The sequence below is a fragment of the Brucella sp. NBRC 113783 genome, assembly GCF_040372265.1.
Classification (GTDB): Bacteria; Pseudomonadota; Alphaproteobacteria; order Rhizobiales; family Rhizobiaceae; genus Brucella; species Brucella teleogrylli.
This window is the reverse complement of sequence record NZ_BAABRX010000002.1, coordinates 424,297-436,795: the sequence shown is the minus strand read 5'-3', so window position 1 is coordinate 436,795 and position 12,499 is coordinate 424,297. Positions and strand designations below refer to the sequence as shown.

Below are 12,499 nucleotides of genomic sequence, written 5' to 3'. Positions count from 1 at the left end.
CCTATGACTGCAATTATCGACATCGTCGGCCGCGAAATTCTTGACAGCCGCGGCAACCCGACCGTCGAAGTGGACGTAGTGCTTGAAGATGGCTCTTTTGGCCGTGCCGCTGTTCCATCCGGCGCATCGACCGGTGCCCATGAAGCCGTTGAGCTTCGCGATGGCGGCAGCCGCTATCTCGGCAAGGGCGTGGAAAAGGCCGTTGAAGCGGTGAATGGCAAGATTTTCGACGCCATTGCAGGCCTCGATGCCGAAAGCCAGCTGCTCATCGACCAGACTCTGATTGACCTCGACGGCTCTGCCAACAAGGGCAATCTTGGCGCCAATGCTATTCTCGGCGTGTCGCTGGCCGTTGCCAAGGCTGCCGCTCAGGCAACTGGCCTGCCGCTTTATCGCTATGTCGGCGGCGCGAATGCGCATGTTCTGCCCGTGCCGATGATGAACATCATCAATGGCGGCGCACATGCCGACAATCCAATCGACTTTCAGGAATTCATGATTCTGCCGGTTGGCGCATCGTCGATCCGCGAAGCCGTGCGTTATGGCTCGGAGGTTTTCCACACGCTGAAGAAGCGCCTCAAGGACGCTGGCCACAACACCAATGTCGGCGATGAAGGCGGTTTTGCTCCAAATCTCAAGAGCGCGCAGGCTGCCCTCGATTTCGTGATGGAATCGATCGAAAAGGCCGGTTTCAAGCCGGGTGAAGATATCGCTATCGGTCTCGATTGCGCATCGACCGAATTCTTCAAGGACGGCAATTACGTCTATGAAGGCGAGCGCAAGACCCGTGATCCAAAGGCGCAGGCCAAGTATCTGGCCAAGCTCGTCGCTGATTATCCAATCGTCAGCATTGAAGACGGCATGGCCGAAGACGACTGGGAAGGCTGGAAGTACCTGACCGACCTCGTTGGCAACAAGTGCCAGTTGGTTGGCGACGATCTGTTCGTCACCAATTCGGCCCGTCTGCGCGATGGCATCCGCATGGGCGTCGCCAATTCGATCCTCGTGAAGGTCAACCAGATCGGTTCCCTGTCGGAAACGCTCGATGCCGTCGAAACCGCACACAAGGCCGGTTACACCGCCGTCATGTCGCACCGTTCGGGCGAAACCGAAGATTCGACCATTGCCGATCTGGCAGTTGCCACGAATTGCGGTCAGATCAAGACCGGCTCGTTGGCCCGTTCGGACCGTACGGCGAAGTACAACCAGCTTATCCGCATTGAAGAAGAACTCGGCAAGCAGGCTCGCTATGCAGGCCGCAGCGCGCTGAAGTTCCTTTAATCGGAACCCCAAGGCTTTTGATGAAAGGCGGGCTCTGTGCCCGCCTTTTTCGTTGTCTTTGAGAACCATACCGCCATCTTGGTCGGTCCCGCTTTTGACTCCGTCCATATATATTGATATCAATGTTATTGTTCTGCCATGCGCTGGCCCTGAATGGGGAGCAATATGGCGGACATGGAGCGGCTCAATCCCGTATTGACCCGAGCCGTAAGGGGGGAATCGAAAGGGAGAGAGAAAATGGCTTATATTGAAGGCTTCGTCGTTGCGGTTCCAAAAGCGAACAAGGAAATCTATCGCAAACATGCCGCGACTGCTGCCGAACTGTTCAAGGAGTTTGGCGTTACGCGCATGGTTGAGGCATGGGGTGACGATGTGCCCGATGGCAAGGTGACCGATTTCCGCCGAGCCGTGCAGGCAACCGACGATGAGGAGGTGGTTTTCTCCTGGTTCGAATATCCCGACAAGGCCACCCGCGATGCGGCCAATCAGAAAATGATGAGCGATCCGCGCATGGCGGCGATGGGCAGCGAGATGCCCTTTGACGGCAAGCGGATGATCATGGGCGGGTTCTCAACGATTCTCGATGTGTGATCGTCTGAACGGTCGATAATGAACAGATCGGCAATCAAGAATTGATCCTGGTTGCCGATTTCCCCCCTGCGAGTGAATTACTCACAAGAGGTCACCGTCTTTTGATTATCCGAACTGTTTCACAAAAATAGGGTTAATCCTTCCCTGACATATGGCTGCGGTAAAGCTCTGTTAAGCAAAATAATGCTTCATGGTGGAATTCGGATTGGCGGCTACAGCTTGAGATTCGCTGCCGTCAAAAACATCCGGGAAGGAAGCCGCAATGTGGACCAAGCAGAAACGTAAATCGATCCGTGGGCGCTTTATTCTGCCTATTCTGACGGCTGCGTTTCTCAGCTATTTCGGCTTCCACGCCTATCATGGCGAATTCGGTCTTTACGCCCGTATCCGGCTCGAAGAGCAAAAAGCCATCCTTACCAAGCAGCTTGAAAAAATCAGCGGCGAGCGTTCCGCGCTTGAAAAGCGTGTCGCGCTTTTGCGTGATGGTTCCATCGAAAAGGATATGCTTGACGAGCAGGCGCGCAGGGCGCTTAATCTCTCCCATCCCGATGAAGTGACAATTATTACCTCTCGGGAAGACAGGTCGAATTAACTGAATTCCGGTTAATTGTCTTTTTGTGATATGTTTTTAAGGGCTTGGCAGCATAGCAGCTATGCTCTGGGTGCATATTGTATCTTGTAATATGCGCGTATAACGTCACAATATAACGACAATCTAAGGGAGCGAGATATGGCACCGAGGGCTAAAAAGACGCCTGCTGGCAAAACGCAGACGTCTTCTGTCACTACCCCCAAGGCACCTGCGCCTGTGGAATTTACCAAGGAGCAGGAACTGCACGCGTATCGCGAGATGCTGATGATCCGGCGTTTCGAAGAAAAAGCCGGCCAGCTTTATGGCATGGGCTTCATTGGTGGCTTCTGCCATCTTTATATCGGACAGGAAGCTGTCGTCGTTGGTATGCAGACCGCGCTGAAGGAAGGTGACCAGATCATCACTTCCTATCGCGATCACGGTCATATGCTGGCAACGGGCATGGAAGCGCGCGGTGTCATGGCCGAGCTGACCGGACGCCGTGGAGGCTACTCCAAGGGCAAGGGCGGCTCCATGCATATGTTCTCCAAGGAAAAGGGCTTCTTCGGCGGTCACGGTATCGTCGGCGCTCAGGTTCCGCTCGGCACCGGTCTTGCCTTTGCGAACAAGTATCGTGGCAATGACAATCTGTCGGTCACCTATTTCGGCGATGGCGCTGCCAATCAGGGCCAGGTTTATGAAAGCTTCAACATGGCCTCGCTGTGGAAGCTTCCGGTGATCTACGTCATCGAAAACAACCGTTACGCCATGGGCACCTCGGTATCGCGTTCTTCCGCTGAAACCGATTTCTCCAAGCGCGGTGTTTCGTTCAATCTTCCGGGCATCAAGGTCGATGGCATGGACGTTCGCGCCGTTGCCGCTGCCGCCAAGTTCGCTGCCGATTGGGCGCGTTCCGGCAAGGGTCCGTTGATTCTCGAAATGGAAACCTATCGCTATCGCGGTCACTCCATGTCCGATCCTGCGAAATATCGCTCGAAGGACGAAGTGCAAAAGATGCGTTCCGAGCATGATCCGATCGAACAGGTCAAACAGCGCCTGATCGACAAGGGCTGGGCAACCGAAGAAGAGCTGAAGGAAATCGACAAGGAAGTCCGCGACATCGTCGCTGATTCGGCCGATTTCGCTCAAAACGATCCGGAGCCGGATGTTTCCGAGCTCTATACGGATATTCTGCTCTAATTCGGGAAAGGTGTTGTCATGCCCGTAGAAATTCTCATGCCCGCCCTTTCTCCGACCATGGAAGAAGGCACGCTTTCCAAGTGGGTGAAAAAGGAAGGCGACAAGGTTACGTCCGGCGATGTGATTGCCGAGATCGAAACCGACAAGGCGACGATGGAAGTCGAAGCCGTCGATGAAGGCGTTATCGGCAAGATCCTCATCGCTGAAGGCACAGAAGGCGTGAAGGTCAATACGCCGATTGCCGTGTTGCTCGGCGACGGCGAAAGCGTTTCCGATATCGGTTCGGCCCCGGCTGCCAAGGCTGAAGCCCCGAAGCAGGAAGCCAAGGAAGAAGCAAAGGAAGCGCCGAAGGCTGAAGACAAGCCTGCTGCCAGCGTTCCGGCTGCTCCGAAGGTTGAAGTCGCTTCCGATCCGGATATTCCGGCAGGCACGGAAATGGTTTCGATGACCGTGCGTGAAGCGCTGCGCGATGCCATGGCCGAAGAAATGCGCCGTGACGAAAACGTCTTCATCATGGGTGAAGAAGTTGCCGAATATCAGGGCGCTTACAAGATCACGCAGGGTCTTCTCGATGAGTTCGGCGCGCGCCGCGTCGTCGATACGCCGATCACCGAGCATGGTTTTGCCGGTGTGGGCGTCGGTGCCGCAATGGCCGGTTTGAAGCCGATTGTCGAATTCATGACCTTCAACTTCGCCATGCAGGCAATCGACCAGATCGTCAATTCGGCTGCAAAGACGCTCTACATGTCGGGCGGTCAGATGGGTGCACCGATGGTGTTCCGTGGTCCTTCGGGCGCTGCTGCCCGCGTTGCCGCCCAGCACTCGCAGTGCTACGCCGCCTGGTACAGCCACATTCCGGGCCTGAAGGTCGTCATGCCTTACACGGCTGCCGACGCCAAGGGCTTGCTCAAGGCTGCCATCCGCGATCCGAACCCGGTCATTTTTCTCGAAAACGAAATTCTCTACGGTCATCATTTCGAAGTGCCGAAGCTGGATGATTTCGTCCTGCCGATTGGTAAGGCCCGCATTCACAAGCAGGGCAAGGACGCCACGCTGGTTTCGTTCGGTATAGGCATGACCTATGCGGTCAGGGCTGCGGAAGAACTGGCTGCACAGGGCATCGACGTTGAAGTCATCGATCTGCGCACCATTCGTCCGATGGACATTCCGACTGTCGTGGAATCGGTCAAGAAGACCGGTCGCCTCGTAACCGTCGAAGAAGGCTTCCCGCAGTCGTCGGTCGGCACGGAAATCGCCACCCGCGTGATGCAGCAGGCTTTCGACTATCTCGATGCGCCGATCCTGACCATTGCGGGCAAGGACGTTCCAATGCCTTACGCCGCAAATCTCGAAAAGCTGGCGCTGCCGAATGTGGCCGAAGTCGTGGAAGCGGTGAAAGCCGTGACCTACACCGCTTAACGAAAGGGTCTGGACATGCCGATCAATATCACCATGCCAGCGCTTTCTCCCACGATGGAAGAAGGCAACCTGTCGAAATGGCTGGTCAAGGAAGGCGACAAGGTTTCCTCCGGCGATGTGATTGCCGAGATCGAAACCGACAAGGCCACGATGGAAGTCGAGGCTGTTGACGAAGGCACCGTTGCCAAGCTGGTTGTTCCGGCTGGCACCGAAGGCGTCAAGGTCAATGCGCTGATCGCAATTCTCGCCGCTGACGGCGAAGATATCGCGGAAGCAGCAAAGGGCGGCGGCGCTGCCGCTCCCAAGGCGGAAGCAAAAGCCGAGGCTCCGAAGGAAGAGCCGAAGGTTGAAGCCAAGAAGGAAGCCGCGCCCGCCGCTGCTCCTGCTCCTGCTCCGGCACCTGCCGCTCCCGCACAGGCAAAGGGCGAACGCGTTTTCGCTTCTCCGCTTGCCCGCCGCATTGCCAAGGACGCTGGCGTCGATATCGCCGCCGTGAAGGGCACTGGTCCGCATGGCCGTGTCGTTCAGCGCGATGTGGAATCCGCGATCCAGTCCGGCGGCGCGAAAGCTGCTGCTGCACCGCAGGCTGCTGCGGCTGCTCCAGCGCCTAAGCCGATGTCGGACGATGCCGTTCTCAAGCTGTTCGAGGAAGGTTCTTACGAGATCGTGCCGCATGACGGCATGCGCAAGACCATTGCTCGCCGTCTGGTGGAATCGAAGCAGACCGTTCCGCATTTCTATCTGACGATCGATTGCGAACTGGATGCGCTTCTGGCGCTTCGCGCGCAGATCAACGCGGCGTCGCCGATGCTCAAGACCGAGAAGGGCGAGGTTCCGGCCTACAAACTCTCCGTCAACGACATGATCATCAAGGCGACCGCTCTGGCGCTGCGCGATATCCCGGAAGCCAATGTTTCCTGGACCGATGGCGGCATGATCAAGCACAAGCGTTCGGATGTCGGCGTTGCCGTTTCCATTCCGGGTGGCCTGATCACGCCAATCGTCCGCAATGCGGAAAGCAAGACGCTCTCCACCATCTCCAACGAGATGAAGGATTTGGCCAAGCGCGCGCGTGATCGCAAGCTGAAGCCGGAGGAATATCAGGGCGGTTCGACCTCCGTGTCCAATCTGGGCATGTTCGGCGTCAAGGATTTTGCAGCCATCATCAACCCGCCGCATGCGACCATTTTCGCAATCGGCGCCGGTGAAGAGCGCGTCGTGGTGAAGAAGGGCGAGATGAAAGTGGCGACGGTCATGTCGGTCACGCTTTCTACCGATCACCGCGCGGTGGACGGCGCACTTGCTGCCGAACTCGCGCAGGCCTTCAAGCGCCACATCGAAAACCCGATGGGCATGCTGGTCTGATGGAACTGACGCCGCGCTTGTCTTTGTAGATCATGCAGGGACAAGCGCGGCCTTTCCGCATTCAGGAATAAGGGCAAGAATTATGGCCGACATTTACGACGTTATTGTTATCGGATCTGGCCCCGGCGGCTATGTGACGGCAATCCGTGCGGCACAGCTGGGTCTCAAGACCGCTATTGTCGAGCGCGAGCATCTGGGTGGTATCTGCCTCAACTGGGGCTGCATTCCCACCAAGGCACTGCTGCGTTCGGCGGAAATCCTGCATTTCGGCGAACACGCCAAGGATTACGGTCTGAAACTCGAAGGCACCATCACGCCGGACGTGAAAGCCGTCGTGCAGCGTTCGCGCGGCGTTTCGGCCCGTCTTAATGGCGGCGTCGCCTTCCTCATGAAGAAGAACAAGATCGACGTCATCTGGGGCGAAGCCAAGCTCGTCAAAGGCGCTTCCGGTTCCAATCCTGCTGAAATCACGGTCGGCAAGACGTCGAAGCAGCCGATGCAGCCGCAGAACCCGGTGCCGAAGGGCGTGCTGGGCGAGGGCAGCTACAAGGCCAAGCACATCATCGTGGCCACCGGTGCGCGTCCGCGTGCGCTGCCTGGCATCGAACCGGACGGCAAGCTGATCTGGACATATTTCGAAGCCATGGTGCCGCAGGACCTGCCAAAGTCGATGCTGGTCATGGGTTCGGGCGCTATCGGCATCGAATTCGCGTCGTTCTATCACGACATGGGCGTCGATGTGACGGTTGTGGAAGTGATGCCGCAGATCATGCCGGTAGAAGATGCGGAAATTTCCGCCATCGCCCGCAAGCAGCTCGAAAAGCGCGGCCTCAAAATCATCACCGACGCCAAGGTTGCGAAAGTGGAGAAGGGCGCCAACAACGTCACTGCTTCCATCGAAACCAAGGATAGCAAGGTGCAGAAGCTGACGGTCGACCGGATGATTTCGGCTGTCGGCGTGCAGGGCAATATCGAGAATCTCGGCCTTGAAGCGCTTGGCGTGGAGACGGATCGTGGCTGCATCGTCATCGACGGTTATGGCAAGACCAATGTTGAAGGCATCTATGCCATTGGCGATGTCGCCGGTCCGCCGATGCTGGCGCACAAGGCCGAACATGAAGGCACGATCTGCGTTGAAAAGATCGCAGGCCTTCCGAATGTCCATTCGCTCGACAAGGGCAAGATTCCGGGCTGCACCTATTGCAATCCGCAGGTCGCGTCGGTCGGTCTGACGGAAGCCAAGGCCAAGGAACAGGGTTTCGACATTCGTGTCGGTCGCTATTCCTTCACGGCCAACGGCAAGGCGATTGCTCTGGGTGAAGATCAGGGTCTGGTAAAGACGATCTTCGACAAGAAGACCGGTCAGCTTCTGGGCGCACATATGGTTGGCGCGGAAGTCACCGAGCTTATCCAGGGTTTCGTGATTGCCATGAACCTTGAGACCACCGAAGAAGAGCTGATGCATTCGGTCTTCCCGCATCCGACCCTTTCGGAGATGATGAAGGAAAGCGTACTCGACGCATATGGCCGGGTGTTAAACGCCTAATCCCGAAAAGTTGCAGACTTTTCGGACCAGATTAGGCGTGTAAATAAAGCTTAAAGCAATAGGAGACGCCTATTCCGCTGATCGAAAATGGAGGGCCATGGCGGCGCGCCGCCTGGCCGATCATAAAATGGTGTACCGTCATCGGTCTGGCGCTCGGATTTGTAGCCGGCGTCTTGAGTCTGCTTGGCGGTAACACCATATCGGTCAACGGAATGGCGCTCTTGGGCTGGTATGGTGTCTGGACGCTGACTTTGGCGCTTGGCTTTGGCGGTCTGGTCTTTGGGCTCATCTGGGCTCTGGTTTTCAGGGCGCTCGGGCTGGCTGCGCGGCGATGAGTAGCAAATGGTCCAAGTTGACAGGTCTGTGGTCAGGGCTTAGGACCGGACCGAATTAAGGAGCGTTCCACATTTCTTTTGGAACATGCTCCGGATAGGCAGGAAACAGCATGGTTACAGTTCTCAATACGGTCAACCAGAGCGGACGTCTGCGGCACCCGGAAAAGGCGCACCGCCCGGACAATGAAGTCCAGAAGAAGCCTGACTGGATTCGCGTCAAGGCTCCGGTCTCGCGCGGCTATAGCGAAACGCGCGAAATCGTGCGTTCCAACAAGCTCGTGACCGTCTGTGAAGAAGCTGGCTGCCCGAATATCGGCGAGTGCTGGGAAAAGAAGCACGCCACGTTCATGATCATGGGCGAAATCTGCACACGCGCCTGCGCGTTCTGCAATGTTTCGACCGGTATTCCTACGCCGCTCGATCCCAATGAGCCGGAAAATGTCGCCAAGGCCGTCAAGCAGATGGGCCTGACCCATGTGGTCATCACCTCGGTAGACCGTGACGATCTGGCAGACGGCGGTGCGCAGCATTTTGCCGAGGTCATTCGCGCCATCCGCGCTGCAACGCCTGCGACCACCATCGAAATTCTGACGCCGGACTTCCTGCGCAAGGAAGGCGCGTTGGAAATCGTGGTCAAGGCGCGTCCCGACGTGTTCAACCACAATCTGGAAACCGTGCCGTCGCGTTATCTGAAGGTTCGCCCCGGCGCACGCTATTTCCATTCGATCCGCCTGTTGCAGCGCGTCAAGGAACTCGATCCGACCATCTTCACCAAGTCCGGCATCATGGTCGGTCTCGGCGAAGAGCGGAATGAAATCCTGCAGCTGATGGACGATCTTCGTTCGGCGGATGTGGATTTCATGACCATCGGCCAGTATCTGCAGCCGACCCGCAAGCACCATCCGGTCATCCGTTTCGTGACGCCGGACGAATTCAAGTCGTTCGAAACCATCGGCAAAACAAAGGGCTTCCTGCTCGTCGCCTCCAGCCCGCTGACGCGTTCTTCGCATCACGCTGGCGACGATTTTGCAAAGCTCAAGGCCGCCCGCGAAGCGCAGATTGCCAACCGGTCATAAGTAGACATGCCGCAGTTTACGACCGTCAGACGGGTGCATCACCGGGCCGATCAGATGTTCGCACTCGTGGCGGATGTCGAGAAATACCCGGAATTTCTGCCCATGTGCGAAGCCTTGTCGATCCGCTCCCGCAAGGAGCGCGACGGCAAGGCGCTGCTGATTGCCGATATGACGGTCGGCTACAAGCTCATCCGCGAAACCTTCACCAGTCAGGTCCTGCTGAAACCGGACGAGAATGTCATCGACGTCAAATATCTCGATGGCCCGTTCCGCTATCTCGACAATCGCTGGACGTTCAAACCTGCCGAGGATGCGGCTTATTGCGATGTCGAATTCTTCATCGACTATGAATTCAAGAGCCGCACACTCGGCTTGCTGATGGGGACGATGTTCGATCTGGCCTTCAAGAAATTCTCCGAAGCCTTCGAAAAGCGCGCCGACCAGATTTACGGCCTATAATCAAACAGCTTTTTACTGTGCCGTATAACCGCCATCGACCATTAGCGAAGACCCGGTGATGAATGAGGACTCGTCGCTGGCGAGGAAGAGCACAGCGCTTGCCACTTCCTCGGCCCGGCCAAGGCGACCCATCGGGTGCAGGGCAACCAGAGCGTCCTTCTTGTCGTCGGGAATATCTTTCAGAAGTGGTGTGTCGATATAGCCCGGGCAAACGGCATTTACGCGGATATTCTGCGTACCATAATCGATAGCCAGTGTCTGGGTCAGCAGTTTCACACCGCCTTTTGCCGCGGCATAGGCGGTCACGCCAGACTTGCCGACATGGCTGTGGATCGATCCGCAATTGACGATGACGCCGCCGCCTTGCGACCGCATCTGGTCGATTGCGTATTTATCACAGAGATAAACGCCGGTCAGATTGATATCGATGGTCTTCTGCCAGGCGCTTTCGTCAAGTTCGTCGATTGGTCCGTCCGCAGCAATACCGGCATTGGCGAACATGATGTCGAGACGACCGTAATTTTCCACTGTTCGGGCGATAAGCTCCTGAACAGCTTTGGTTTTTGTCACGTCTGTCTTGATGAAAATGGCCTGCTGGTGTTCACCGGCAAGTTCATCGGCCAGTTGCTGGCCGTGGTCGGCATAATCGGCAATGATAACGTTGGCGCCTTCGCGCACAAAAGCCCGGACCGTCGCTTCCCCAATACCGCTTGCCCCGCCCGTAACAATGGCCACTTTGCCTTTGAACCGCATTGCCTATGCTCCTCATCTTAAACTGATAAGTAGAGGATAGGGCGGCAGGGCGGAAAGTACATGCGTGAGCGTTATGCCTTGCGCAAATTTGTCAGCACCAGTTCCAGCGCGGCAAGAACCGTTGCATGGCGAATTTCAGCACGGCTTTTCGGGCCGAAACGGCATTCCCGATGCAGCGTTGGCTGGCCGTTGCGTGCGGAGGCGATATGGACGAGCCCGACGGGCTTTTCGTCTGAGCCACCGCCCGGACCGGCAACGCCGGTCACCGCGATGCTGATGCCCGCCCGCGAGTGCTTCAGCGCGCCTTCGGCCATGGCAATCGCCACTTCTTTTGAGACAGCGCCGACGCGGTTGATCAGCTCCATTGGCACGCCGATCATGTCGTGCTTGGCCTCATTGGAATAGGTGATGAAACCGCGATCCACCACATCGGACGAACCGGCAATATCGGTCAATGCACCGGCAATCAGGCCGCCGGTGCAGGATTCTGCGGTCGCAATCATCAGGCCGGCCTTGCGGCAGGCGTCCAGCAGCGCGATGGCTTCCTTCTCTGCGACGAGTTCGCTCATTCCGGCACCTCGCCGGGATAAATGACGGTGGCGGTGGCGATGGCTGCAATGCCTTCGCGGCGGCCGACGAAGCCAAGCTTTTCGTTGGTGGTTGCCTTGATGGAAACGCGGTCGGCGGCAATGCCGAGCATATCGCAGAGCGCTTCCGTCATGGCGGCGCGATGCGGTCCGATCTTCGGCGCTTCGCTGATCAGCGTCACATCGACATTGGCGATGCGCCCGCCAGCCTCACGAACGATTTTGGCGGCGTGCTCGATGAAGATGCGCGAGGCCGCGCCCTTCCATTGTGGATCCGATGGCGGAAAATGCGTGCCGATATCGCCTGCGCCGCGCGTGGCGAGCAGGGCGTCGGTCACGGCGTGGAGCGCCACATCGGCGTCAGAATGGCCGTTGAGCTTTGCTTCATGCGGAATTTTCACGCCGCATAGCGTGACATGGTCGCCCGGTTCGAAGGAATGGACGTCATAGCCATTGCCCGTGCGAATATCCGGAAAGGCGGCATGGTCTTGCCGCAGGCGCTTGTCTGCCATTTCAATGTCCTTTGCCCAGGTAAGCTTTGTATTGTCAGCCGAGCCTTCGATGATGCGCACGGCGAGGCCCTGCCATTCGGCGATGGCGGCGTCGTCGGTGAAATCGGTGCGACGAATGGCGAAGGCTTTTTCATGCGCTTCGAGAATAGGCGCATAGGGAAATGTCTGCGGGGTCTGTGCCGCGAACAGACCGGCGCGGGGAACGGTGGTCTTGACCGTGCCATCGATGGCGGATTGTTTCAGCGTGTCCGAAACGGCCAGCGCGGGGAGGACGCCTTCTTCCGGCGTCAGATTGCCGACGATGCGTTCGAGCAGTGCTTGCGTGATGAAGGGGCGCACGCCGTCATGGATCATCACATAATCCGGCGCGTGGTCCTTGAGGGCGAGGAGGCCCAGCCGTGTGGATTCCTGCCGTGTGGGGCCGCCGGTGACGACGATCGCATCTTTGTGGCTTTCTGGTATGGCGCGTTCATAAAGCGCGAGATCGTCTGGATGAATGACGACGACGATCTCGTCGACCAATGTGCAGTCGGTAAAGGCGCGCAAGGTGCGCGCGAGCACGGCTTCGCCGCCGATGCGCCGATATTGCTTCGGCCCTTCGACGCTTTGCCCCGCCCGTTCGCCCCGGCCGGCTGCCACAATGACCGCTGCTGTTTTCGAAATGATCTTTGCCTTTGCCAAAACGGATCGCTTTGAAGCCGAATAATGCCTTGCATCGACAAATGCCAGACTGCAATTTATTTATCGCTTAATCTATGCGCTTTTCCTTGCGTTCAAAAGATGAACTGATTAAAGTGTGTGCGT

At 57.3% G+C, this 12,499-nt stretch carries 13 protein-coding genes; 10 read left to right on the top strand and 3 right to left on the bottom strand.

Features of this window, described 5'->3' with window-relative positions; translation table 11 throughout:
• Positions 1–3: 3 nt before the first annotated feature.
• From eno to ABWW11_RS07370, 10 genes are all read left to right on the top strand, one after another.
• Entirely contained in the window at positions 4–1,281 is a 1,278-nt protein-coding gene (eno, locus tag ABWW11_RS07415; RefSeq protein WP_109369149.1) for a phosphopyruvate hydratase, read from the top strand.
• 237 nt (positions 1,282–1,518) lie between these two features.
• Positions 1,519–1,872 carry a DUF1428 domain-containing protein gene (locus tag ABWW11_RS07410; RefSeq protein WP_078340401.1) on the top strand — a complete coding sequence of 118 codons (354 nt, stop codon included), beginning with the start codon at positions 1,519–1,521 and terminating at the stop codon, positions 1,870–1,872.
• A gap of 262 nt (positions 1,873–2,134) precedes the next feature.
• Entirely contained in the window at positions 2,135–2,464 is a 330-nt protein-coding gene (locus tag ABWW11_RS07405) for an FtsB family cell division protein (RefSeq protein WP_109369147.1), read from the top strand.
• A 138-nt stretch (positions 2,465–2,602) separates the two neighbouring features.
• Positions 2,603–3,643 (top strand): pyruvate dehydrogenase (acetyl-transferring) E1 component subunit alpha, encoded by a 1,041-nt coding sequence (gene pdhA / locus ABWW11_RS07400; RefSeq protein ID WP_109369146.1) that lies wholly within the window; start codon positions 2,603–2,605, stop codon positions 3,641–3,643.
• A gap of 18 nt (positions 3,644–3,661) precedes the next feature.
• Positions 3,662–5,062: a pyruvate dehydrogenase complex E1 component subunit beta gene (locus ABWW11_RS07395; protein WP_109369145.1), complete on the top strand. Its 1,401-nt coding sequence runs from the start codon at positions 3,662–3,664 to the stop codon at positions 5,060–5,062.
• A 15-nt stretch (positions 5,063–5,077) separates the two neighbouring features.
• Positions 5,078–6,427, top strand: coding sequence for a pyruvate dehydrogenase complex dihydrolipoamide acetyltransferase (locus ABWW11_RS07390; protein WP_109369144.1), 1,350 nt, complete (start codon positions 5,078–5,080; stop codon positions 6,425–6,427).
• Between the two features lie 82 nt (positions 6,428–6,509).
• Positions 6,510–7,973, top strand: a complete 1,464-nt coding sequence (lpdA, locus tag ABWW11_RS07385; RefSeq protein ID WP_109369143.1) for a dihydrolipoyl dehydrogenase — start codon at positions 6,510–6,512, stop codon at positions 7,971–7,973.
• A gap of 173 nt (positions 7,974–8,146) precedes the next feature.
• Complete coding sequence (locus ABWW11_RS07380; protein WP_167836034.1) at positions 8,147–8,308, top strand: hypothetical protein; 162 nt, start codon at positions 8,147–8,149, stop codon at positions 8,306–8,308.
• A gap of 110 nt (positions 8,309–8,418) precedes the next feature.
• On the top strand, positions 8,419–9,384 hold the full coding sequence (gene lipA / locus ABWW11_RS07375) for a lipoyl synthase (protein ID WP_109369142.1): 966 nt from the start codon (positions 8,419–8,421) through the stop codon (positions 9,382–9,384).
• Positions 9,385–9,390: 6 nt separating this feature from the next.
• On the top strand, positions 9,391–9,843 hold the full coding sequence (locus tag ABWW11_RS07370; protein ID WP_109369141.1) for a type II toxin-antitoxin system RatA family toxin: 453 nt from the start codon (positions 9,391–9,393) through the stop codon (positions 9,841–9,843).
• A gap of 12 nt (positions 9,844–9,855) precedes the next feature.
• Here the strand turns inward: ABWW11_RS07370 and ABWW11_RS07365 are convergent, their stop codons facing one another.
• From ABWW11_RS07365 to ABWW11_RS07355, 3 genes are all read right to left on the bottom strand, one after another.
• A complete protein-coding gene (locus tag ABWW11_RS07365) occupies positions 9,856–10,596 on the bottom strand; it encodes an SDR family NAD(P)-dependent oxidoreductase (RefSeq protein WP_109369140.1) in 741 nt (246 codons plus the stop codon).
• Between the two features lie 71 nt (positions 10,597–10,667).
• Positions 10,668–11,165: a CinA family protein gene (locus ABWW11_RS07360; protein ID WP_109369139.1), complete on the bottom strand. Its 498-nt coding sequence runs from the start codon at positions 11,163–11,165 to the stop codon at positions 10,668–10,670.
• The gene (locus ABWW11_RS07355) at positions 11,162–12,376 is read right to left on the bottom strand and encodes a bifunctional 2-C-methyl-D-erythritol 4-phosphate cytidylyltransferase/2-C-methyl-D-erythritol 2,4-cyclodiphosphate synthase (protein ID WP_109369138.1); all 1,215 of its coding nucleotides are present in this window, start codon (positions 12,374–12,376) and stop codon (positions 11,162–11,164) included. Before ABWW11_RS07355 ends, ABWW11_RS07360 begins: the two co-directional genes overlap by 4 nt.
• Positions 12,377–12,499: the final 123 nt, after the last annotated feature.

Excerpts from the sequence above, each read along its gene's own strand:
- ABWW11_RS07405 (WP_109369147.1), top strand. The coding sequence starts at position 2,135 with ATGTGGACCAAGCAGAAACGTAAATCGATCCGTGGGCGCTTTATTCTG.
- ABWW11_RS07360 (WP_109369139.1), bottom strand. The coding sequence starts at position 11,165 with ATGAGCGAACTCGTCGCAGAGAAGGAAGCCATCGCGCTGCTGGACGCC.
- lpdA (WP_109369143.1), top strand. The coding sequence starts at position 6,510 with ATGGCCGACATTTACGACGTTATTGTTATCGGATCTGGCCCCGGCGGC.
- ABWW11_RS07410 (WP_078340401.1), top strand. The coding sequence starts at position 1,519 with ATGGCTTATATTGAAGGCTTCGTCGTTGCGGTTCCAAAAGCGAACAAG.
- ABWW11_RS07395 (WP_109369145.1), top strand. The coding sequence starts at position 3,662 with ATGCCCGTAGAAATTCTCATGCCCGCCCTTTCTCCGACCATGGAAGAA.
- pdhA (WP_109369146.1), top strand. The coding sequence starts at position 2,603 with ATGGCACCGAGGGCTAAAAAGACGCCTGCTGGCAAAACGCAGACGTCT.
- ABWW11_RS07365 (WP_109369140.1), bottom strand. The coding sequence starts at position 10,596 with ATGCGGTTCAAAGGCAAAGTGGCCATTGTTACGGGCGGGGCAAGCGGT.
- ABWW11_RS07370 (WP_109369141.1), top strand. The coding sequence starts at position 9,391 with ATGCCGCAGTTTACGACCGTCAGACGGGTGCATCACCGGGCCGATCAG.
- ABWW11_RS07390 (WP_109369144.1), top strand. The coding sequence starts at position 5,078 with ATGCCGATCAATATCACCATGCCAGCGCTTTCTCCCACGATGGAAGAA.
- eno (WP_109369149.1), top strand. The coding sequence starts at position 4 with ATGACTGCAATTATCGACATCGTCGGCCGCGAAATTCTTGACAGCCGC.
- lipA (WP_109369142.1), top strand. The coding sequence starts at position 8,419 with ATGGTTACAGTTCTCAATACGGTCAACCAGAGCGGACGTCTGCGGCAC.